Origin of the sequence: Stenotrophomonas maltophilia group sp. RY12688, from assembly GCF_052149045.1 — a bacterium.
In the GTDB taxonomy this organism is placed as follows: Bacteria; Pseudomonadota; Gammaproteobacteria; order Xanthomonadales; family Xanthomonadaceae; genus Stenotrophomonas; species Stenotrophomonas sepilia.
The window spans coordinates 1,470,944-1,493,596 of the sequence record NZ_CP197389.1; the positions used below are offsets into that span (position 1 = coordinate 1,470,944).

Here is a 22,653-nt window from a genome sequence, read left to right on the forward strand (position 1 = left end):
ACACTCGCCCATGATTCAATGCGGCTCTGGCCCCCACCGGATCCGCTGGCAGCCTTAAAGCTACCTAATCAATATCGGAGTGCCGGATGGCCAACGATGGGGTACACGATCCAGTCAACACCGGACGTCGGCGTTTTCTTTCTGCCACCACTGCTGTGGTTGGCGCCGTCGGCGTCGGATTCACCGCCGTTCCTTTCATCAAATCCTGGAACCCCAGTGCCCGTGCCAAGCTTGCCGGTGCACCGGTGGTGGCCGACATCAGCGCCCTGCAGGAAGGCCAACGCCTGATCGTGGAGTGGCGTGGCCAGCCGATCTGGATCGTCAAGCGGTCCAAGGCGATCCTGGATGCACTGCACGGGCTGGATGGCCGCCTCAAGGACCCCGAGTCCGGCGAGAAGGACCAGCAGCCGGACTACGTGCTGAAGCAGAACCCCGAGCTGCGCTCGATCAAGCCGGACATCTCCGTGCTGGTCGGCCTGTGCACGCACCTGGGCTGCTCGCCGGAAATGGTCGCCGAGATCCGGCCTGAGCCCTACGACCCGCAGTGGAAGGGGGGCTACTTCTGCCCCTGCCACAAGTCGCGCTTCGACATGTCCGGCCGCGTCTTCAAGGATGTGCCGGCACCGATCAACCTGAAGGTGCCCGCGCACCATTACCAGGACGACAACACCATCATCATCGGTGTCGATCCGCAGGGGGCAGCCTGATGGCCAATATCCTCGCCCGTACCGCCAGCGGCGTCGCCGACTGGGTCAATGCCCGCGCGCCGGGCCTGATGCCGGTCTACCGCAAGCACGTTACCGAGTATTACGCGCCGAAGAACTTCAACATCTGGTACTACTTCGGTTCGCTGGCACTGCTGGTGCTGGTCAACCAGATCGTCACCGGCATCTTCCTGACGATGCACTACAAGACCAGCGCCGCCGAGGCGTTCGGCTCCATCGAATACATCATGCGTGATGTGGAGTGGGGCTGGCTGATCCGCTACATGCACTCCACCGGCGCCTCGCTTTTCTTCATCGTGGTCTACCTGCACATGTTCCGCGGCCTGCTGTACGGCAGCTACCAGAAGCCGCGCGAGCTGGTGTGGATCCTGGGCATGCTGATCTACCTGGTGCTGATGGCCGAGGCCTTCATGGGCTATGTGCTGCCGTGGGGCCAGATGTCGTTCTGGGGCGCCAAAGTGATCATCTCGCTGTTCGGCGCGATACCGGTGATCGGCAACGGCCTGACCGAATGGATCATGGGCGATTACCTGCCCAGTGACGCCACGCTCAACCGCTTCTTCGCATTGCACGTCATCGCACTGCCGCTGGTGCTGCTGTTGCTGGTGGTGCTGCATCTGGGCGCGCTGCACGAAGTGGGGTCGAACAACCCCGATGGCGTGGAGATCAAGAAAGGACCGAAGGGCAACCGCTGGTCGCCGAATGCGCCGGCCGACGGTATTCCGTTCCATCCGTACTACACGCTCAAGGATGGTGTCGGCGCCGGCTTCCTGCTGATCATCGCCGCCTTCATCATCTTCTTCGCACCGGGCTTCGGCGGCCTGTTCCTGGAACACGACAACTTCACCGAGGCCAACCGCCTGGTGACCCCCGAACACATCAAGCCGGTCTGGTACTACACGCCTTACTACGCGATGTTGCGCGTGGTACCGAACAAGCTCGGTGGCGTGCTGGTGATGTTCTCGGCCATTGCGATCCTGTTCCTGGTGCCGTGGCTGGACAAGGCCAGGGTGAAGTCGGTGCGCTACCGCGGCTGGATCTCGAAGGTGATGCTGGGCGTGCTGGCGGTGTGCTTCGTGTGGCTGGGCGTGATCGGCTCCGGCCCGGGCACCGACGTGCATGAAACCTACATCGGGCGGGTGCTGACCTTCCTGTACTTCGCGTTCTTCATCACCATGCCGCTATGGACAAGGTTGGACAAGACCAAGCCGGTACCGGAGAGGGTGACCACGCATGACTGAGCGCTGGATGGTCCGGCTGGCCCTGACGGCCACCCTGATGCTGGGCAGTTTCCTGGCCTCCGCCGCCGAGGGCGGCACCAAGCTGCTGCAGGCCGGCAACGACCTCGGTGACCGCGCCTCGCTGCAGCGGGGTGCGCAGCTGTACATGAACTACTGCTCCGGCTGCCACGCGCTGAAGTACCTGCGCTACTCGCGGATGGCGCAGGACCTGGGCCTGACCGAAGAAGAGGTGATGAACAACCTCAACTTCACCGGCTCGGCGATCGGCGACCCGATCCCGGTGGCGATGCCCAAGGAAAACGCGGAGAAGTGGTTCGGCAAGATGCCGCCCGATCTCAGCCTGATCGCGCGTGTGCGTGGCAGCGACTGGGTCTATACCTATCTCAAGTCGTTCTATCTGGACAGCAGCCGCCCGCTGGGCTGGAACAACGCGCTGTTCGCCAACGCCTCCATGCCCAACCCGCTGTGGGAGATGCAGGGGCTGCAGCATGCGGTGCACGGCAAGGCGGAAGCGCCCGGTATGGACCCGCCGGTGACCGGCCTGAAGATTGAAACGCCGGGATCGGTGGACGCCGGGCAGTACGACCAGGCCGTGCGGGACATCACCAACTTCCTCGAATACGCCGGCGAACCGGCCGCACTCAAGCGCCAGCAGCTGGGCGTGTGGGTGATCCTGTTCCTGGCCCTGCTGACCTTCCTGCTGTACCTGCTGAAGAAGGAATACTGGAAGGACGTTCACTGATTCTGCCACCGGCCATCGCATGGGCCTATTGGCTTTTGTGATGGTCGGTTGCACACTCGGGGAGGAGTCGACCGCTGGCACGGTGCCGGCGGCGCCGATGCGGCAGGCGGTCTCCTGTCGTGGGAGAGCCTTTGATGGCGGCGAGCGTACGCATGCGCAATACACTGACGCTGTTTTCCTCGAACGACGACGTACTGTGCCACCGTGTACGCCTGGTCCTGGCGGCCAAGGGCGTCACCTTCGACTTCGTTCCGGTCGATCCGCAGAACCCGCCTGAAGACCTGATCGACCTCAATCCGTACCACTCGGTGCCGACCCTGGTCGAACGCGAGCTGGTGCTGTACGCCGCATCGGTGGTCAGCGAGTACCTGGATGAGCGCTACCCGCATCCGCCACTGATGCCGGTCGACCCGTTGTCGCGTGCACGCATCCGCCTGGCCATGCTCCGCATCGAGCACGACTGGGTGCCGCAGGTGCAGGCCGTCCAGCTGGGCAACAAAACCCAGGCCGAGGCCGGGCGCAAGCGCCTGAAGGAACTGCTGACCGCCTCGCTGCCGCTGTTCAAGGCCAGCAAGTTCTTCCTCAACCCGGAAATGAGCCTGGCCGACTGCGCGATGGCGCCGATCATCTGGCGCCTGCAGTCGCTGGATGTGCCGCTGCCGAAGGACGGCAAGGCGATCGAGGACTACGGCAACCGCATCTTCCGCCATCCGGGATTTGTCCGCAGCCTGACCGAGCAGGAAAAGAAACTGCGCGACCTGCCGGTCTGATCCGGCCCCGCGTTACCCGTCTGCACGCCGACCGGCGTGCAGACGATCCGCCCCGGCGGGGCGCCGGGCGCGTACACTTCACGCATGACCGAAGACTTCTTCCACATGACCAGCCACCGCCCGTACCTGCTGCGGGCGCTGGTGGAATGGATCAACGACAACCAGCTGACCCCGCACATCCTGGTCGACGCCGGCGTCCCCGGCGTGCAGGTCCCGCCTTCGGCGGTCAAGGATGGCCGGGTCGTGCTCAACATCGCCGAACGTGCCGTGGTGCGGCTGATGATCGACAACGAAATGGTGAGCTTCTCGGCCCGCTTCTCCGGAACCAGCTACCCGGTGCAGGTGCCGATCAGCGCCGTGCTGGCGGTCTACGCCCGCGAGACCGGGCAGGGCATGGCATTGCCGGATGACATTCCGGGCAACGAAACCGCACCGACCCGCGATGAGCTGCTGCACGAGGAAGGCACGCCGCCGGACGACACGCCGCCGGCCAGTCCGCCGCCGAAGGGCCGCCCGAACCTGCGCGTGGTCAAGTAACCCTTCCGACGCCGCCCCGATGGGCGGCGTTTTTCTTTGCCCGTTTGGCGGTGGGTGCCGGAATTGTGTGGGTGCCGACCGTTGGTCGGCACACCTTCAGTTCTTACACATCCTCGGCATCCTCCACATCCGGCCGGATCTGGCTGATCCGCGCGGCACCGGGGCCGGTGAACGAGATCAGCTGGTCGCCACGCAGCACCATGCGGCCCACGTGGCGATCGATGCCATCGTAGGAATACTCGAACTTGAAGGTGCGCTCGAAACCGAGCCGGCCATCTTCGCCACGCGACAGTCGCAGGCCGGTGGCGTGCACCGCCTGGTCCAGCCACTGCACGTCGGCGGCGCGGCAGGCATTGCGTCCCAGCTCGACCGCGCGCTCGGCGGCCGAGCGTGCGGCGTTCCAGAAGAAGTAGATGATTCCGCCGGCAATCAACAACAGCAGCAGGGTAGGCATGGCGTCAGCCGTCAGAGGTCGATCCGGCAAAGATGGCGGCGAACGTGCGCTGGATCAAGCACGGGTATCACCGCCTCGGCGGTGGCTGGCCCGTCGTCGGCGCTGCGGGCGCGTTGGCCGGTACGGCCTGCATCGGCGCTGCGGAGGGTGACGGCATCACCAATGGCGCGGTCGCGGTCAACTGCAGCAGGGCCGCCCAGTCCTGGCGGTTGAAGCTGCATTCGTCCTCGCGGCCCGGCGTGCAGCTGGGCTCGATGCCGGTGCTGTTGCGTTCGCGTGCCGGGGGCAGCTTGATCAATCCGGTACGGTCCAGCGGCAGCAGGCGCATCGCCACGGTGTTCATCACGTTGCCACCGACCAGGTACAGGGTCTGGTCGCCCCCCAGGTTGGCAGCCACCACCACTTCGCAATGCGATTTCCAGTGGCCCACCGAACCGTTGCCCAGCGCCTGCACCAGCCCGCTGTAGCTGAGCGTCGTGCTGCGGTCGCGCAGGAAGCACAACAGGTCGCCCGGTGCGGGCTTTGCGGTCGCGGGATCGACCAGCCGGTACGGCACGCCCGAGGGGCCGCCCTGGTACGCGGCACGGATGTAGTCGATGTGGCGCGGCGACGTGTTGAAGCCGGGAACGCCGGCCTGCACCATCACCCAGGAAATGAAAGCGGCCGACCACGGGTTGTCGATCAGGAACGCGCGGCAGTCGCTGTCGGTGTAGCTCGTGCCCAGTGGTGCCAGACAGCTGCTGGCGCCGGCGATGCTGCCCATCGCGTTGAGCGTGCCGCTGTTGCGCCAGTAGCCGGCCACGCGCTGCCAGGCGATCAGGCCGTTGTCGGCCAGGTGATCGCTTTCGGCTTCGGTGACGCTGAGGCTGGCGGCGCGGCCATCGCGATCGATGAAGGGCCGGAACCACAACCGGTGCTCGTTGCAGGCGGTATTGCGGATGGCCACCGCCAATGGGCTCAGGCCGAAGCGGGGAGGGACATCGCAGGCTTCAGCGGCTGCGGCGGACAAGGGGGCTGCCGCGAGCAGCAGACAGGCAGGCAAGAGCATCCGGCGCATGCGCGGCTCCTGTGGGGGATGCCCGCAGCGTCGCAGAGGCTGGCGTAGCCGAGCCGTGAAGGCGCCCGGGTCGTGTAGAGCCGAGCCTACGCTCGGCTCATCGCGCAAAGCGGGTGCCGGGCGCGCCGCAGATCGAGAAGCAGCCGAGCGTGGGCTCGGCTCTACAAGGTCCCGTAGGCCTCAAGCCGGCGGCGGGCCCAGCTTCAACGACAGATCGATGGCCTGCACATGCTTGGTCAGTCCGCCGATGGAGATGCAATCGACGCCATCCTCAGCGATCGAGCGCAGGCCGCCCAGGCCGACGCTGCCGGAGACTTCCAGCGGAATGCGTCCGGCGGTGATGCGCACCGCCTCGCGGCGCAGGTCGGGACTGAAGTCATCCAGCAGGATGCGTTCGCAACCGGCTTCGAGCGCCTGGCGCAGCTGTGCCAGGTCTTCGACCTCGACCACCAGTGGCAGCGCAGGCCACTGCCGGCGTGCGGCGGCCACCGCCGCGGCCAGCGAACCGGCGGCGCGGATGTGGTTCTCCTTCAGCATCACCGTGTCGTACAGGCCGAAGCGGTGGTTCTCGCCGCCGCCGCAGCGCACCGCGTACTTCTGCGCCAGGCGCAGGCCGGGCAGGGTCTTGCGGGTGTCGAGGATGCGGGTACCGGTACCGGCTACCGCAGCCACGTAGCGAGCAGTGGTGGTCGCGGTGCCGGACAGCGTCTGCAGGAAGTTCAGCGAAGTGCGCTCGGCACTAACCAGGCTGCGGCTGCGCCCGTGCAGCAGGGCCAGCACGGTGCCGGCGGTGACGGCATCGCCTTCGGCGATGTGCCATTCAATGCGCACGTCAGGGTCGAGCGCGCGATGGGTAGCGTCGAACCAGGGGCGCCCGGCGATCACCGCATCCTGCTTGCACAGCAGGTAGGCGCTGTCGGCCTGGTCGGGGAGCAGGGCGGCGGTGACATCACCGCTGCCCAGGTCCTCGGCCAGCGCGCGCGCGACATCGGCGGCGACAACGGCCGCATCCGGCGTCGGCAGCGTGCTCATGCAGCCGGGAAGTCGGCGATCTGGGCGGTCGGAATGGCTTCCTCGGCCAGCAGCACCGGGATGCCGTCGTCGACGCGGAACACCTGCTTGCGGTCACGGGTGACCAGCGCCTCGCGCAGCGGCTGCGCCAGCGGGTTGCCATCGGCCTTGGTCACCGTGCCGGCGGAAATGGCCTTGTTGAGGGCTTCCAGGCCCTTGCCATCCAGCAGGGACAGGGGCTGGCGGGTGTCCGGGGACACCAGCAGGTCGAGCAGCTTGCGATCCATGGTTCTTCGTCTTGCGTGGAAGACGGCTAGAATACGTCTTTAAGGCAGGTGACGGCCAATGACCCCCAACCCGATCGCGCCGCTTGTCGGCATCGTCATGGGTTCCCGTTCCGACTGGGAAACCATGCAGCACGCCGCCCAGAAGCTTGAAGCCCTGGGTGTTCCGTTCGAAGTGAAGGTGGTGTCCGCGCATCGGACGCCGGATGTGTTGTTCAGTTACGCCGAGCAGGCGGGCCCGCGTGGCCTGCGCGCGATCATCGCCGGTGCCGGCGGGGCCGCGCACCTGCCGGGCATGATCGCGGCCAAGACCGCCGTGCCGGTGCTGGGCGTGCCGGTGCAGTCCAAGGCCCTCAACGGAATGGATTCCCTGCTGTCGATCGTGCAGATGCCGGCCGGCATCCCGGTCGCCACCTTCGCCATCGGCAACGCCGGCGCCTCCAACGCCGCGCTGTTCGCGGCGGCGATGCTGGCCAGCGACCAGCCGGCGATCGGCCAGGCGCTCGATGCCTTCCGTGCACGCCAGACCGAAGACGTGATGGCCCACGACGATCCACGCCAATGAGCCTGACTGTCGGCATCCTGGGCGGCGGCCAGCTCGCCCGCATGATGGTCCTGGCCGGTGCGCCGCTGGGGCTGCGCTTCGAACTGTACGACCCGGCCGCCGACGCCTGCAGCGGCCCGCTGGCGCCGCTCACCGTGGGCGCCTTCGACGACCGCCAGGCCTTGGCGGACTTCGCCGCCAAGGTCGATGTGGTCACCTTCGATTTCGAGAACGTGCCTGCCGACAGTGCACAGTTCCTGGCCGACCGCGTGCCGGTCTATCCGCCGCCGGCCGCGCTGGCGGTGGCCCAGGACCGGTTGAGCGAGAAGACCCTGTTCCAGCAGCTGGGTATTCCGCTGCCGGCCTTCGCCGACATCCGCAGCCGCGACGAGCTGGCGGCGAAGGTGGCTGAGTTCGGCCTGCCGTGCATCCTCAAGACCCGCCGCCTCGGCTACGACGGCAAGGGTCAGTTCCGCCTGCGCAGCGAAGCCGACATCGACGCCGCATGGGATGCGCTCGGTGCCCAGGTGGAGCGCACCGGACTGATCCTGGAAGGCTTCGTGGCCTTCCAGCGCGAGGTCAGCGTGGTGGCCGTGCGTGGCCGCGATGGCAGCTTCGAAGCCTGGCCGGTCACCGGCAACTGGCATGTCGACGGCGTGCTGTCGGCCAGCGTGGCACCGGCGGTGCTGTCCGACGCCGAGCAGCAGGCAGCGGTCGGCTATGCCCGCCGCGTCGCCGAGCACCTGCAGTATGTGGGCGTGTTCGCGCTGGAGCTGTTCTGCCGTGATGGTGAGCTGCTGGCCAACGAGATGGCACCGCGCGTGCACAACTCCGGCCACTGGACCATCGAAGGCAGCGAGACCTCGCAGTTCGAGAACCATCTGCGTGCGGTGCTGGGCCTGCCGCTGGGCAGCACCCGCATGCTCGGCCATGCCTGCATGCTGAACTGGCTGGGCGTGATGCCCGATCCGGCGCCGGTGCTGGGTCAGGCCAGTGGCCATTGGCACGACTACGGCAAGGAGCCGCGCGAAGGTCGCAAGGTCGGCCACGCCACGTTGCGCGACGATGATGCCGCTGCATTGGCCGATGCGCTGGACCAGGTCGGCCTGGAGCTGGACCGCCAGGCCCAGGTGGCGCCGGCGGTGCACGCGCTGCGCAACCGCTGAGCCCGGGCGTGCCGGCCAATGGCCGGCACAACCTTGTATGCCTGCAACGGTGTGGCGCGCCGGTGCAGGCATCGGCGCACCATTGTCGGTGGTAGCGTGGAGCTCCTTTCACAGGAGTCACGACCATGCTCGACTGGAATGCCTACCGCAAGGAACTGAAGGGCCGCATCGGCGAGATCGGCAAGCTCTCGCCGGACACGGTCAAGGGCTACGCCACCCTGGCCAATGCCGGTGCCCAGACCAACCATCTGGATGCCAAGACCCGTGAGCTGATCGCATTGGCGGTGGCGGTGACCACCCGCTGCGACGGCTGCATCACCGTGCACGTGGACGCTGCGCTGAAGCATGGCGCCAGCCGCGAGGAAATCACCGAAGCACTGGGCGTGGCGGTGTCGCTCAACGCCGGCGCGGCGCTGGTGTACTCGGCGCGGGTGATGGACGCGGTGGCTGCGCACGAGAACGCGTGAAGCTCCGCTCTGCATTTCGGTAGTGCCGGCCGCTGGCCGGCAACCCCGGCATCCTTGTACGTCCAGTGGGTTGCCGGCCAGCGGCCGGCACTACCCTGTGACCGACCCGCTGCCTCAGCGCAGCTGGCTTTCGGCGAATTCCCAGTTGACCATCTGCCAGAAGGCATCCAGGTAACGCGCGCGATCATTCTGGTAATCGGTGTAGTAGGCGTGCTCCCAGACATCGCAGCACAGCAGCGGGGTGCTTTCGCCGGTCAGTGGCGTGCCGGCGTTGCGGGTGGCCTGGATGCCGAGCTGGCCACCGGGGTGCTGCACCAGCCACACCCAGCCCGAGCCGAACAGGCCCAGCGCGGTGCGGTTGAATTCCTCGCGCAGGCGCTGCGCGTCACCGAACTGGCGCTTGACCAGCTCGCCCAGCCGGCCCTGCGGCTCGCCGCCGCCGCGCGGGCGCAGGCACTGCCAATAGAAGCCGTGGTTCCAGGCCTGGGCGGCCGCATCGAACAGCGTGCCCTGGGCATGGCGCACGATCTCTTCCAGTGACGCCTCCTCCCACTCGGTGCCGAGAGTGCCGGCGTTGACCGCGTCAACGTAGGCGCGGTGGTGGCGGCCGTGATGCAACTCAACGGTCTGCGCGGACAGGTGGGGCTGCAGGGAGCCGGGGAGGTAGGGCAGGGCAGGCAATTCGACGGGCATGGACAGGTTCGTGGCCAGGGGGACGGCGGCAGCCTGTTCCATCCGCTTACAATGGCGGCTACCGTGGGCAGTCTAGCCGACCATCACGGTCGGTTTGTCCGGCGAAGCAAGGAGTGTGGTTGTGGCGGTAATGCAGCAAATCCAGGCCGAGGTCGATCGTTACCCGCTCGTGCTGTTCATGAAGGGCACCCCGCAATACCCGATGTGCGGCTTTTCCAGTCGCGCCGTGCAGGCGTTGATGGCAGCCGGCGCCGTCACCCTGCGCACTGTCAACGTGCTCGAAGAGCCGGAGATCCGCGCCAACCTGCCGCGCTTTTCCAATCTGCCGACCTTCCCGCAGCTGTTCATCAATGGTGAGTTGATCGGCGGCTGCGACATCGTCATGGAACTGTTTGAATCCGGCGAGCTCAAGCGCATCGTCGAAGAGGCGACCCAGGGATGAGTGCCTGGCCGTCGACGTCACCGACTGACGGGGCGATCGATGGCCGCCCGTTGCAGGATCGCGTCGTACTGGTCGCCGGCGCCGGGGGAGGGCTGGGCAGTGCCGCGGCGGTCGCCGCAGCCGCAGCCGGTGCCACCGTGGTCCTGCTGGGACGCAAGCCGCGCCGGTTGGACCGGGTCTATGCCCAGGTCCAGGCGGTCGGTCCGGAACCGCTTCTGTACCCGCTGGACCTGGAAGGCGCCAGCCCCGATGACTATGCCGAACTGGCCCAGGCCCTGCAGCGCGAGCTGGGGCGACTGGATGGACTGCTGGTCTGCGCCGCGCATTTCCCCGGGCTGACTCCGTTTGAACTGGCTGACCCGGCCAGTTTCGCCCGTGCGGTCCATGTCACCCTGACCGCACCGGCCTGGCTGGCCCAGGCCTGCCTGCCGCTGCTGCGGCAACGCGAGGATGCCGCCATGGTGTTCGCGGTCGATGCCCCCGACCGGGTGGGGCAGGCCTATTGGGGGGGGTATGGCGTAGCCCAGCACGGCCTGCGTGGCCTGATCGCCAGCCTGCACGATGAACTGGGCCGCAGTCCCGTCCGGGTCAGCGGCCTGTACCCCGGCCCCCTGCGCACGGCGCTTCGGGCCCGCGCCTATTCCGTGGACCAGGACCCGGCTGCGCAAGGCCCGGAAGCCGCGGCGGCCGCTGCGGTGACCCTGCTGTCCGCCGCTGGGAGCGCCTGGCGCGGACAGATTCTCGATGCCAGTGAGACGCCTCGGGAAAGGTGAGCCCTGTGGGAAGACGGAGTGAAGAACCCGTCACGATTGCGTTGCGAACCGGTGCCGTTTGTCGCACAACCGTCACATTGATGGCGTAGCGTGTTAATCTAGTGTTAACCGTTAGGGCTGCCTTCAGCCGAGCGGTAGAGAACCCCAGATAACTCTCCGATCAGCCACCCGCAGGGCTGCTTGGATGCGCTTTTTTTCCGCCATCGCCAACTCGCATCGAGGCTACCGAAAAATGACCCACCCACTCCGGATGTCCAAGCTTACCCTTGGTCTCGTGGCTGCACTTGCTGCCGCTCCCGCCTTCGCCCAGAGCAGCACCTCCGCCGGTGTCGGCGGCCAGGTGATGTCCGCTGCAGGCCAGCCTGTCGCCGGCGCTGAAGTCACCATCACGCACACCGAGTCGGGCACTGTTTCGCGTGCCACCACCGATGCGTCGGGCCGATACAACGCGCGCGGCCTGCGCGTGGGTGGTCCGTACACCATCACCATCACCAAGTCCGGTGAAGGCACCAAGACCGAGGAAGGTGTCTACCTGAACCTGAACCAGGTCAACACCGTCAACGCCAACCTGGGCGGTGACCTGGCTGCAACCAACCTGGACGCGGTGAACGTTGTTGCCACCGCCGGCGGCCTGGACCTGTTCAGTGCCAACAAGATGGGCACCGGCACCAACGTGACCCGCGAAACGATGGATGCGCTGCCGTCGGCCAGCCGCAACATCCAGGACTACGTGCGTCTCGACCCGCGCATCTCGCAGGTCAGCAAGGCGGACGGCGCGATCTCGGCCGGCGGCCAGAATACCCGTTACAACGCCATCCGCATCGACGGCATCAGCGCCTCCGATCCGTTCGGCCTGGGTTCCAACAACCTGCCGACCGAGCGTCAGCCGGTGTCGATGGACGCCATCCAGGAAATCAACATCGACCTGGCCAACTACGACACCACCATCGCCGGTGGCACCGGCGCGGTGATCAACGCCGTGACCAAGTCGGGTACCAATGAATTCCACGGCACCGTGTACGGTTCGTACCGCGACAAGGACATGGTCCGCTCGCGCCTGGAAGGTGACAAGCAGGACTTCAACGGCTTCGAGGACGAGAAGACCTACGGCATGACCTTCGGCGGTCCGATCGTCAAGGACAAGCTGTTCTTCTTCACCAACTATGAAAAGTACGAGCGCTCGGCTGCCGGCGTCGCCCTGAGCGACACGCCGATCGGCCGTGGCACCATCACCCAGCAGCAGATCACCGACGTCCAGAACTTCCTGGGCAAGCTGGGCTACGACCCGGGCAGCCTGGCGGCGCCGAACAGCAAGACCGAGATCGAAGAGTACGCGGTCAAGCTGGACTGGAACATCAACGAGAACCACCGTGCGGCCCTGCGCTACAACAAGATGGAGCAGAACGTCGTTCGCTTCCCGCAGGTCAGCAGCAGCGCCATCTCGCTGAGCAACTTCTGGTACCAGCAGCCGACCCAGTACGAAACCTGGATGGGCGAACTGTTCAGTGACTGGTCCGAGAACTTCTCGACCGAGTTCAAGGTCTCGCACAAGGATTACTCGGCCAACCGCGTCCCGCTGGTGGACATGCCGCAGATCCGCATCAAGTCGGGCAACGATTCGCTGTACGTCGGTACCGAACAGAACACCCACGTCAACATCGTCGAGTCGAAGGAACTGAGCGCCTTTGGTGCCGGTACCTGGTACATCGGTGACCACACCGTCAAGTTCGGCTTCGATTACTCGAAGAATGACCTGATGAACTTCTACGGCCGCAACCTCAACGGCGTGTACGAATTCAACAGCGTCAACGATTTCCTGGCGGGCAAGGCTTCGCGCTACCAGCTGCGCGCTCCGCGCGCCGATGGCAGCCGCAGCGACATCCCGGCCGACTTCACCCTGAAGAACACCGGCGTGTTCGTGCAGGACACCTGGGCGATCAACTACAACCTGAACCTGATGTTCGGCGTGCGCATCGACATGCCTGACTTCAGCACCCAGCGCCTGTACAACCCGCGCATCGAGCAGCTGTACGGCTTCAACAACACCAAGCTGGTCGACAAGAACCTGGTGCAGCCGCGCGTCGGCTTCAACTACACCTTCGACAGCGATCGCCCGACCCAGCTGCGCGGTGGCGTGGGCCTGTTCGGCGGCGCCGCCCCGAACGTGTGGCTGGCAGGTGCCTACCAGAACACCGGCCTGAACTACATCGAGTACGACGAGCGCAGCATCCCGGCCGGTGCCTTCACTCCGGACGGCAACAACCCGTACATCCCGGCCGGTGGCCCGGCTTCGGCCCGTCAGAACGTCGACATCATCGCGCCGGGCACCCGCCTGCCGTCGGTGTGGAAGGCCAACCTGGCGTTCGACCATGAGCTGCCGTGGTACGGCATCGTCGCGTCGGCCGAAGTGCTGTTCACCAAGGTCAAGGACGGCATCTACTTCGACCGTCTGGACGTGTCGGCGCCGACCGCCTTCGGTCAGGATGGCCGCGCGATCTACTGGAACGCCGCTGGCCGCAACCAGGCCAATACCCGTATCGACAAGGGTGTCGACTACGGCATGTCGACCGGTACCAAGGGTGCGGTTGACCGCGCCAACCGTCCGTCCGACATCGGCGACGTTCTGGTCCTGCGCAACACCGACAAGGGCCGCGGCACCCAGGCCACCTTCTCGCTGGCCAAGCCGTTGACCGAGAACTGGGGCTGGTCGCTGGGTTACACCTACACCAAGTCCACCGAAGTCAGCCCGCTGTCCAGCTCGCAGAACACCTCGAACTGGAACAACACGCTGATCTTCAATGCCAACGAGAACGTGGCCTACAACTCGCGTTATGCGATGAAGGACCGCGTCACCGGCACCCTGGAGTGGAAGCACAACTTCTTCGGTGACAACGCCACCCGCGTCGGCCTGTTCTACGAAGGCCGTTCGGGCCGTCCGTACAGCTACATCTTCTACAACGATGCCAACGGCGACGGTGCTGCCACCAACGACCTGTTCTACGTGCCGAAGGGTCCGGGCGACGTGCTGTTCACCGGCGGTGCCGCGATGGAGAAGCAGTTCTTCGACTGGCTGGCGCAGAACCCGGAACTCGATGCCTACCGTGGCAGCGTGGTCCCGGCCAACCGCCACCGCGCCTCGTGGGTCAACAGCTTCGACGTCCGCGTCAGCCAGGAATTCCCGGGCTTCATGAAGGGTCACAAGGGTGAAGTCGCCCTGGACATCATGAATGTCGGCAACCTGCTGAACAAGAAGTGGGGCCTGATCGACGACTACGGCTTCTACTCGACCCGTCGCGTTGCCAACTACGCAGGTATCGATCCGGCCACCGGCAAGTACGTGTACTCCTTCACTGGTTCGACCGACAACCCGTCGGTGCAGGAAAACAACAACGACAAGGGCAACACCGCCGTGTCGCGTTGGTCGATGCAGCTGACCCTGAAGTACAAGTTCTGATCCATCAGCGCTTGAAGCGGTAAGTGGAAACGGCCGGGGAAACCCGGCCGTTTCCCGTTCAGGCGAAAGTCCTTGCAGGGCGTGGGGCAACGGCGTAGCATCCGGAAATGTGCGCGGTGCCAACGCCGCCGATGCGGTCCCGGAATGGCGGACGCGGGTGGCACACATCCAACGGTCGGGTTTCCCGGCCGTTTTGCTTTTTAAGGGGGCGGCAGTACAGTCGGAAACCTTGAAGGAAGCGAAAAAATTGGATATGACCACGAACGAAAAATCGGCCCGTGCACTGCCGGTGCAGGATGCCCGGATCTACCCGCGCGGTGGGCTGGATGTGCTGTCGCGGGCCGAGGTGGCACGCCTGCGCGATGCCTCCGCCGGCGGCATGCATGAGCTGCTGCGCCGCTGCGCGCTGGCCGTGCTGACCAGCGGCAGCGCCTCGGACGATCCGCGCGCCGCGCGCGATCTCTACCCTGATTTCGACATCCAGGTGGCGCAGCAGGATCGTGGCGTGCGCATCGATCTGGTCAACGCGCCGGCGATGGCCTTCGTCGACGGCGAGATCATCCGCGGCGTCGCCGAACTGCTGTTCGCCGTCGTGCGCGACCTGGCCTACATGGCCATCGAAATGGGCCCGGCCTACGCGGCCGAGCTGGAGTCATCCGAGGGCATCACCAACGCGGTGTTCGGCCTGCTGCGCAACGCGCGCATCCTCAATCCGGGTGATCCGAACCTGGTGGTGTGCTGGGGCGGACACTCGATCTCGCGCGACGAATACCTGTACACCAAGCAGGTGGGCTATGAACTGGGCCTGCGCGGCCTGGACATCTGCACCGGCTGTGGCCCGGGCGCGATGAAGGGCCCGATGAAGGGTGCCACCATCGCCCACGCCAAGCAGCGCCGTACCGTGACGCGTTACATCGGCCTGACCGAGCCGGGCATCATCGCCGCCGAGTCGCCGAACCCGATCGTCAACCACCTGGTGATCATGCCGGACATCGAGAAGCGCCTTGAGGCCTTCGTCCGCATCGGGCACGGCATCATCGTGTTCGCCGGTGGCGTCGGCACCGCCGAAGAGATCCTGTACCTGCTCGGCATCCTGCTGCGCGAGGAGAACAAGGACCTGCCGTTCCCGCTGATCCTGACCGGCCCGACGGTAGCGGCACCGTACTTCGAGCAGATTGATCGCTTCATCCGCCTGACCCTGGGCGATGCGGCTGCCGAGCGCTACGAGATCATCATCGGCGACCCGGTGGCGGTTGCGAAGAAGATGGCCACTGGCATCAAGCGCGTGCGCGAGCACCGCCTGGCGCAGAAGGACTCGTTCTTCTTCAACTGGTCGATCGAGATTCCGTGGGAGTACCAGCAGCCGTTCGTACCCACCCACGAAGCGATGGCGGCGTTGGACCTGCACCACGGGCGTGCCCCGCACGCGCTGGCGGCCGACCTGCGCCGCGCGTTCTCGGGCATCGTCGCCGGCAACGTGAAGGAAGACGGCATGCGCCGCATCGAGCAGTTCGGGCCGTTCCAGATTCACGGCGACCCGGACATGATGCAGGCGCTGGATGCGCTGCTGCGCGCCTTCGTCGAACAGCGCCGGATGAAGATCTCCGGCGAGTACCAGCCCTGCTACCAGGTGCTGGCCTGAACCCGGGCCGGCGCGATGGGGATCGCGCCGGCACTGGCAGGGAAGGGCGGGTCGTCAAGCCTTTGACGCCCGTCGCCCCGGATTGACCGTTCATCCTGCCGCCGCTTGCCGGTGGCGGGGCGATGGCCCATCGTGGCCACCAACACGCTGGGGAGCGTCCAATGTCTTTGCGCCGGCAAAACGGCTTCACGCTGGTTGAACTGATGGTCACGCTGGCCGTCTTCGTGGTCCTGGCGTCGATCGCCTATCCGAGCTTCCGCGGCATGATCCGCTCGAACCGGCTGGCGACCGCCAACAACGAGCTGATCGCGCTGGCCAACCTGGCCCGCAGCGAAGGCATCCGCAACAGCAACGGTGGCGGCGTCTGTGGCAGCGCCGATGGCAAAGCCTGTGATGGCGACTGGTCCAAGGGGGTGCTGGCCTGGTCGGACCTGGATGGCGACGGCCAGATGGGCAGCAATGACGTCGCGCTGCGCTTTTCACAGGGCAATCCGCAGCTGAGCGTAGTTGGCCCGCCGGGCGCGGTCATCGCCTTCGACGGGCGCGGCCGGCGCAGGGCGGTCGCCGATCAGACGCTGGTGCTGTCGCCGGATGCGTGCAAGGCCGGCGAATCGAAAAGCACGTTGACGATCAACCAATCCGGCCAGGTCCGGGTGACCAAGGGAACCTGCTCATGAGCCGCCGCAACCTGGCCCACCCGCGTTCGTCGCAGGGGGGCTTCAGCCTGATCGAAGTGATGGTGGCGGTGCTGATCCTGGCATTCGGGCTGCTGGGCTTCGCCCTGCTGCAGACCACCAACGTCCGCTTCGTGCAGAGCGCGAACTACCGCACCCAGGCGACCAACCTGGCCAACGACCTGATCGAACTGATGCGCGCGCAGCGCACCGACACCCTGGCCGGTGGCGCCTATTCCTCGGCCTCGTTCTCGGCCGGCTCGGTGAAGCCCAGCGGCGCCTGCGCCTGGCCGACCGGCGCCGCCGTGACGCCGCAGGCGAACGTCGCGCGCTGGCAGTGCGAGGTCGCACGCACGCTGGGCGAGAAGGCCAGCGCACAGGTGACCTTCGTGCAGAGCACCGGCGAGGTCACCGTGGCCATCAGCTGGGGTGACCAGCGCTGGGATCCGAAGGACCCCGACAGCCTTACCACCTTCGGCCTGACGACCTTCCTGTGAACATGCCCATGAGTCCAATTTCGCGCACCCGAGGCCTGTCGCTGATCGAACTGATGATCGCCATGGTCATCGGCCTGGTCCTGATGCTGGGCGTCACCCAGATCTTCATCGCCTCGCGTGCGGCATCGCGCCTGTCCGAAGGTGCGGCCCGTACCCAGGAGAACGCGCGCTTCGCGCTGGACTTCCTGCAGCGCGACCTGCGCATGGCCGGCCACTTCGGCTGCGTCAACGACCAGGCCCATGTGGTCAAGAACACCGGCGATGTCGGTTATCACCTGGGCATCAGCTCGGGCAGTGGCGACCCGCAGGATTTCTCGGTTCCGGTGCAGGGGTATGAGGCAGCAGGTACGGCGCCGGGCGCCACCCTGACCCTGGGCCGCGCGTGGAGCGCGGCGCAGTCGGTGCCGAAGAGCATCGCCAACCTCAAGCCGGCGCCACTGCCGGGCAGCGACATCCTGGTGCTGCGCCTGATGAGTCCGGAAGGGGCCGTGGTGACCGGCATCTCCGTGGCCGCGGGCGCGACCACGCTGACCGTCTCCAGTGATGGCATGGCCCGTCTGAAGGCCAACGCCGCAGGTGCGCCGACGGTCTTTGGCATAGCCGACTGCACCCGTGCCGACGTGTTCCCGGCCACCATCAGCGGTTCGACGGTGAAGGTGGACAAGGTCGACCTGAGCAACTATTCGATCAACAACGCGATGACCATGCTGTATCGCGCCGATGGCATGGCGTACTACATCGCGACCAATCCCAATGGCGAGCCGGCGCTTTACCGGGCACGCGCGAATGGCGCCGGCGGCTACGCCGATGGCGAGGAGCTGGTGGAAGGCATCGAGAACATGCAGTTCCTGTACGGACTGGATGCCACCCCGGATATCGCCCTGCCCACGCCGCCGACCGGTCGCATCGTCGACCAGCGCGTGGCCAGTGCGGTCAGCACCGGTACCGATGCCACCGCCGCAGGGCAGTGGCGCCGCGTCGGCATGGTGCAGGTCGGCCTGCTGGCGCGCAGCCCGCAGCGTGCGTCGGCCGAGGCGCCGGGCAGCGCGGCCACCTATCCGGCCATCCTCGGGGTGGGCTTTGCCCCGGCCAATCCTTACGACCAGCGCCATCGGGGCGCCTATGAAGCGTCCGTTGCGCTGCGCAACCGCTTGTTCGGGAACTGACGACCATGCGCACTCATCCTTCCTCCCGACGCCGTCCCTTCGTTGCCCAGGCACGACAGCAGGGTGCCGTTCTCTACGTCGCGCTGATCATGCTGGTGCTGCTGGCCCTGCTGGGCGTCATCGGCATGCAGGTGGCCGGCATGCAGGAGCGCATGGCGGCCGGCTACCGGGCGACCAACATGGCGTTCCAGAACGCCGAAGGCGCGGCACGCAGCGCCGAGAACGCGGTGGAGAACATCGCCAATCGCAAGGATGCCGGTGCCAATCCGGCCGTAGCGTCCGCCGACATCAGCCAGCAGTGCGATGACGGCTTCGATCCGTCGGCCTGGGTCGCGAAAACCAAGCTGGGCAGCAAGCCGGCCATCTATGTCCGTGAGATCCAGGGTTGCATCCAGGGGGAGGGTGCGCTGGACATGGGCAAGTCGGTGGAGAAGCCAACGCCGGTCTACCAGATCACGACCTATGCCGGTGATACCACCAGTGATGCGACGTCGCGTGCGGCGATCGATACCGTATTCAAGCTGTGAGGGTGGGGAACCCATGAACACTCGCAACCGCAGGATCCTGGCAGGCGTTGGCCTTGCCGTGTTGGCCGCTGGCGGCTATCTGGCGCATACCTTGTTTGCCGCACAGGCGCAGGGCGTGCTGGCACAGGAGCCGATGAACGTGCAGACCCGCGCGACACCGGCGTTCATCATGGCGGTGGACGATTCGGGTTCGATGAACTTCGAGCGCATGTTCCCCGGCGGTGACGGCCGCATGCGCTGGAACAGCAACACCAACAGCTTCTTCAACAACGACGGAAGCTTCTTCAGCGTGGGCTCGGCGTGTGCCAACAACTCGGTGGACTGTTACCTCTACCTTTACCCGCACGCGGAATTCAACAAGGAATATTCACCGGGCCGGGCCATTCCGCCGTTGGACATCTACGGTTTCGCGCGTTCGCATGTCTACAACGCCAGTTACTTCAATCCGGCAGTGACCTACCGGCCGTGGACCAATGCCGACGGCACGCTGTGGCCGAATGCCTCGATCACCCAGACCCGCGCCGATCCCCGGTCCGGGCAGCGCGGCTACAATGCCGTGTACAACATGACCGTCAATCGCGCCGAGACGTCGGAGAAGTTCCAGTTCGTCAGCGGCATGCGGATTCCCGACCTGTCCGGCACCGGCAATGAATACTATGTCGACAACTGGTGGGATGGCGGGTGGAAGACCGCTGCGATCAGCAACACCGGCAATACCACATACGCGATCAGCTACTTCCCGGCCACCTTCTACCTGCCGGCCGCAGCGCCTGCACCGGACGGATACAAGACCGACGACGCCAGTCGCCCGGTGATCAAGGGTGCCTGTGGTCCGGGCTGCGACATGCGCCGCTACCAGATCAAGCCGGGCAACTACTCGAGCCCGGCCGCCTACAACGCCGCGATCCAGAATTTTGCCAACTGGTTCCAGTACCACCGCAACCGCGTGCTGGCGATCGTCGGTTCGTCGACTGCGGCGCTGGTGAGCGTCGATACGATGCGCGTGGGCTACTTCACCATCAACAAGCTCAGCAACGCGACCATGTATGACATGGTCACCAATCGTGCCGATCTCTACAAGCAGATCTACACGCTCACCGGCAATGGCGGCACGCCCAACCGCCGCGCGGTTGAATATCTGGTCGACCAGTTCCGTCGTACCGATGCCGACGCCCCCGTGCAGCTGGCCTGCCAGCGCAATGGCGGCATGCTGTTCACCGACGGCTACACCAACTCCGGCAATGCACCCAACGGATCGTTCGGTGATGCGGACTCGGTGAATTCCACGCACCTGCCGTCCATTCCGTTCGCCGATGGCTACAGCAATACCATCGCCGACATCGCGGCGGCGGCCTATGCCGGCGCCCGCACACCCCTACGCACCGGCACCAGCTTCCCGGCCGGCCAGGTGCCGGTCAGTGACAAGTGCAGTTCGCTGGACAAGAGCAGCCCGGACTGGAAGCGCCTGGACTGCCAGACCGACCTGCACATGAACTTCTACGGCGTGACCCTGGGCGCGCAGGGCAAGATCTATGGCGTCAACCAGGCAGCGACCGACGATCCCTACAAGAACCCGCCGAACTGGGCTGGCAACGGCAACCCGCTGAATGTCGACGACGGTACGGTCATCGATGAACTGTGGCACGCGGCCGTCAACAGCCGTGGCGAGTTCATCAATGCGCAGACGCCGGCCGACGTCACCGAGGCCATGCGCCGGGTACTGTCCTCGATCACCGGTGGTGCGTCGCCTTCAGGCACGATCGGTATCAGTGGTGCACGCATCGGTACCGGCTCGTTGGCGGTCACCCCGCGTTATGACATCACCAACAGCGGCACTGATTGGTCGAGCAAGCTGACCGCGTCCAGCGTCAAGGTCAACGCCAACCAGGTGGCCGAGCTCACCGAGGTATGGGAAGCCTCCAGCCGCCTGACATCGTCCGGCCGCCGGATCGTCGCCAACAAGCTGGGTTCGCCCGTGGATTTCAACAGCGCCCGCATCAGCCTGCAGGACCTGTGCAGCAAGCCTGACGGCAAGTACGCGACGATGCTGGTGTGCTCCACCGACAAGCTGACGGCGATCAAGGCTGATCTGGCCAGCGCGATCAACTATCTCAGTGCCGACAGCTCGACCGAAGTCCGCAACGGTGGCAAGTATCGTGACCGCACCACGCCGCTGGGTGACATCGTCAATTCGGCGCCGGTGGTGAGCTCGCCGCTGGACGACTACGGTTACCGCCAGTTGGGTGGCACCTACGCAAAGAGCTATACGGACTACCTGGCCACCAAGGCCAAGTCGCAGCGGTACATGGTCTATGTCGGCGCCAATGATGGCATGCTGCACGCCTTCGACGGCGGCATGAAGGCCGATGCCAAGCAGGACGGCACCGGTGGCACGGAGAGCTTTGCCTACATCCCGGCCACCGCGCTGGGCCACATGGCCAACCTGCTGTTCCCCTACAAATCCGACACGGCCGACCAGACCTTCCGTCATCGTTACTACGTCGATGGTCCGGTGACGGTGTCCGATACGTTCAACGGCACCGCCTGGCAGACCAGCCTGGTAGGCACCACGGGTGCGGGTGGCCGTTCGGTGTTCGCGCTGGACGTCACCACGCCGGGCAGCTTCGGCACCGGCAACGTGCTGTGGGAAATCAGTGACATCAATTCGTCGCTGCGGGATGAGGTGCGCAACAACATCGGTTTCGTGCTGGGCAAGCCGGTGATCGTGCCGGTGAAGAGTGGCACCGGCGTGGCCTGGAAGGCGATCTTCGGTAATGGCTACGGCAGCGCCAACGGCAAGGCGGTGTTGTTCGTGGTCGATATGGCCAGTGGCGACATCCGGATGATCGAAGCCGTCGAGGGTACCTCGGGCGCTGGCATCTCCGGTGACAACGGATTGGGCAATGTGGTCGTTGTCGATCGTTGGACCGGTACCAACCAGGATGCGCGCGGTCGTGATGGCCTGGCCGACACCGTCTATGCCGCCGATCAGCGTGGCGCCGTGTGGAAGTTCGACCTGACCAGCAGTGCGAATACCACGTTGACCGTGCCGATGTTCACCAGCCAGGTTGCCCAGGACTCCTCCAACAGGACCTACCGTCAGCCGATCACCGGTGGCATGACCGCCGCGACCGGTCCTTCGGGCGGCGTGATGCTTTACTTCGGCACCGGCAGCTTCTCCTTCACCAGCGACAAGGATGACAAGTCGCAGCAGGCGCTGTACGCCGTGAACGATCTGTCGGGCAAGACGGTGACCTCGACGGTGACCGCTGCCAACCTGGTACCGTACACGGCCGCGGCCGCCGCTGCAGGCGTTGATGAGCGCAAGATCACCGCGGGTGCGGCGCCGGCCAACGCCCGCGGCTGGATGATCCAGCTGCCTGCCGGCAACGGTGAACGCGCAGTAGGTAACCCGATCCTGGTCAGTGGCATTGTCTTCATGCCGACCTATGTACCCAACATGGAAACGGTTGGTTGTTCGACCAGTGGTTCGAACTGGCTGTTCGGGTTGTCGTCGATCAGCGGCCTGCCGATGCTGGAGAACGTCCGTTATGGCTCGCCGACCGGCAGCCGACCCGCCTCCGGCACCGCGGCCATTGCATTGAAGACAGGAGGAACCGCGCCGGTGCGTGACGTTTCGCTGTCGGTGTTGCCACGTCCGACGGACAACAAGGCACCGCCCGGTGGCAGCTCCTGCTGGATGGCGGTGGGTGCTGCGGGCAGCCAGTCGCTGTATCTGCCTTACCCGTGCGGTCGCCAGTCCTGGCGCCAGCTCCAGTAACCCAAG

The 22,653-nt window shown here is 65.7% G+C and carries 22 protein-coding genes; 17 read left to right on the plus strand and 5 right to left on the minus strand.

Annotated elements, in window-relative coordinates; genetic code table 11:
* Positions 1-86: 86 nt before the first annotated feature.
* The 5 genes from petA (at position 87) to ACS0OT_RS06790 (ending at position 4,015) form a co-directional block, all read left to right on the plus strand.
* Positions 87-707, plus strand: coding sequence for a ubiquinol-cytochrome c reductase iron-sulfur subunit (gene petA / locus ACS0OT_RS06770; RefSeq protein WP_004151998.1), 621 nt, complete (start codon positions 87-89; stop codon positions 705-707).
* Positions 707-1,966 carry a cytochrome b gene (locus ACS0OT_RS06775; protein ID WP_049451337.1) on the plus strand — a complete coding sequence of 420 codons (1,260 nt, stop codon included), beginning with the start codon at positions 707-709 and terminating at the stop codon, positions 1,964-1,966. The genes petA and ACS0OT_RS06775 overlap by 1 nt, the downstream gene beginning before the upstream one ends.
* Positions 1,959-2,708 (plus strand): cytochrome c1, encoded by a 750-nt coding sequence (locus tag ACS0OT_RS06780; RefSeq protein ID WP_049414892.1) that lies wholly within the window; start codon positions 1,959-1,961, stop codon positions 2,706-2,708. Before ACS0OT_RS06775 ends, ACS0OT_RS06780 begins: the two co-directional genes overlap by 8 nt.
* 134 nt (positions 2,709-2,842) lie before the next feature.
* Entirely contained in the window at positions 2,843-3,478 is a 636-nt protein-coding gene (locus ACS0OT_RS06785) for a glutathione S-transferase N-terminal domain-containing protein (RefSeq protein ID WP_111127095.1), read from the plus strand.
* A gap of 84 nt (positions 3,479-3,562) precedes the next feature.
* On the plus strand, positions 3,563-4,015 hold the full coding sequence (locus tag ACS0OT_RS06790) for a ClpXP protease specificity-enhancing factor (RefSeq protein ID WP_005415949.1): 453 nt from the start codon (positions 3,563-3,565) through the stop codon (positions 4,013-4,015).
* A gap of 103 nt (positions 4,016-4,118) precedes the next feature.
* Here the strand turns inward: ACS0OT_RS06790 and ACS0OT_RS06795 are convergent, their stop codons facing one another.
* The 4 genes from ACS0OT_RS06795 to ACS0OT_RS06810 form a co-directional block, all read right to left on the minus strand.
* A complete protein-coding gene (locus ACS0OT_RS06795) occupies positions 4,119-4,469 on the minus strand; it encodes a DUF3301 domain-containing protein (protein ID WP_005415950.1) in 351 nt (116 codons plus the stop codon).
* Positions 4,470-4,536: 67 nt separating this feature from the next.
* Positions 4,537-5,526: a DUF2272 domain-containing protein gene (locus tag ACS0OT_RS06800; protein ID WP_442256096.1), complete on the minus strand. Its 990-nt coding sequence runs from the start codon at positions 5,524-5,526 to the stop codon at positions 4,537-4,539.
* Positions 5,527-5,706: 180 nt separating this feature from the next.
* Entirely contained in the window at positions 5,707-6,558 is an 852-nt protein-coding gene (gene nadC / locus ACS0OT_RS06805) for a carboxylating nicotinate-nucleotide diphosphorylase (RefSeq protein ID WP_005415952.1), read from the minus strand.
* Entirely contained in the window at positions 6,555-6,824 is a 270-nt protein-coding gene (locus ACS0OT_RS06810; protein WP_005415953.1) for a Trm112 family protein, read from the minus strand. The genes nadC and ACS0OT_RS06810 overlap by 4 nt, the downstream gene beginning before the upstream one ends.
* Positions 6,825-6,882: 58 nt before the next feature.
* Between ACS0OT_RS06810 and purE the strand changes: the two genes are divergently transcribed.
* From purE to ACS0OT_RS06825, 3 genes are all read left to right on the plus strand, one after another.
* Positions 6,883-7,386 (plus strand): 5-(carboxyamino)imidazole ribonucleotide mutase, encoded by a 504-nt coding sequence (gene purE, locus ACS0OT_RS06815; protein WP_005412808.1) that lies wholly within the window; start codon positions 6,883-6,885, stop codon positions 7,384-7,386.
* Positions 7,383-8,531, plus strand: a complete 1,149-nt coding sequence (locus ACS0OT_RS06820; protein WP_442256097.1) for a 5-(carboxyamino)imidazole ribonucleotide synthase — start codon at positions 7,383-7,385, stop codon at positions 8,529-8,531. Before purE ends, ACS0OT_RS06820 begins: the two co-directional genes overlap by 4 nt.
* Before the next feature lie 125 nt (positions 8,532-8,656).
* Complete coding sequence (locus tag ACS0OT_RS06825) at positions 8,657-8,998, plus strand: carboxymuconolactone decarboxylase family protein (protein WP_005415955.1); 342 nt, start codon at positions 8,657-8,659, stop codon at positions 8,996-8,998.
* 114 nt (positions 8,999-9,112) lie between these two features.
* On the opposite strand, the gene ACS0OT_RS06830 is transcribed toward ACS0OT_RS06825, so the two are convergent.
* Entirely contained in the window at positions 9,113-9,691 is a 579-nt protein-coding gene (locus tag ACS0OT_RS06830) for a superoxide dismutase (RefSeq protein ID WP_032954072.1), read from the minus strand.
* A gap of 121 nt (positions 9,692-9,812) precedes the next feature.
* Here ACS0OT_RS06830 and grxD point away from each other — a divergent pair, with 121 nt between their 5' ends.
* From grxD to ACS0OT_RS06875, 9 genes are all read left to right on the plus strand, one after another.
* Entirely contained in the window at positions 9,813-10,133 is a 321-nt protein-coding gene (gene grxD, locus ACS0OT_RS06835; RefSeq protein WP_005415957.1) for a Grx4 family monothiol glutaredoxin, read from the plus strand.
* Positions 10,130-10,906, plus strand: coding sequence for an SDR family NAD(P)-dependent oxidoreductase (locus ACS0OT_RS06840; protein ID WP_095378751.1), 777 nt, complete (start codon positions 10,130-10,132; stop codon positions 10,904-10,906). Before grxD ends, ACS0OT_RS06840 begins: the two co-directional genes overlap by 4 nt.
* A 232-nt stretch (positions 10,907-11,138) precedes the next feature.
* Positions 11,139-14,360, plus strand: coding sequence for a TonB-dependent receptor (locus ACS0OT_RS06845; RefSeq protein ID WP_072166746.1), 3,222 nt, complete (start codon positions 11,139-11,141; stop codon positions 14,358-14,360).
* Between the two features lie 253 nt (positions 14,361-14,613).
* A complete protein-coding gene (gene ppnN, locus ACS0OT_RS06850) occupies positions 14,614-16,002 on the plus strand; it encodes a nucleotide 5'-monophosphate nucleosidase PpnN (RefSeq protein ID WP_019659018.1) in 1,389 nt (462 codons plus the stop codon).
* 161 nt (positions 16,003-16,163) lie between these two features.
* Positions 16,164-16,679: a pilus assembly FimT family protein gene (locus ACS0OT_RS06855; protein ID WP_005415961.1), complete on the plus strand. Its 516-nt coding sequence runs from the start codon at positions 16,164-16,166 to the stop codon at positions 16,677-16,679.
* Positions 16,676-17,173 (plus strand): type IV pilus modification protein PilV, encoded by a 498-nt coding sequence (pilV, locus tag ACS0OT_RS06860; RefSeq protein ID WP_111202162.1) that lies wholly within the window; start codon positions 16,676-16,678, stop codon positions 17,171-17,173. Before ACS0OT_RS06855 ends, pilV begins: the two co-directional genes overlap by 4 nt.
* 8 nt (positions 17,174-17,181) lie before the next feature.
* Entirely contained in the window at positions 17,182-18,339 is a 1,158-nt protein-coding gene (locus tag ACS0OT_RS06865) for a PilW family protein (RefSeq protein WP_065186108.1), read from the plus strand.
* A gap of 5 nt (positions 18,340-18,344) precedes the next feature.
* On the plus strand, positions 18,345-18,866 hold the full coding sequence (locus tag ACS0OT_RS06870; protein WP_032954069.1) for a pilus assembly PilX family protein: 522 nt from the start codon (positions 18,345-18,347) through the stop codon (positions 18,864-18,866).
* A 13-nt stretch (positions 18,867-18,879) separates the two neighbouring features.
* Positions 18,880-22,647 carry a pilus assembly protein gene (locus ACS0OT_RS06875; RefSeq protein WP_262219742.1) on the plus strand — a complete coding sequence of 1,256 codons (3,768 nt, stop codon included), beginning with the start codon at positions 18,880-18,882 and terminating at the stop codon, positions 22,645-22,647.
* The last annotated feature ends 6 nt before the right edge of the window (positions 22,648-22,653 follow it).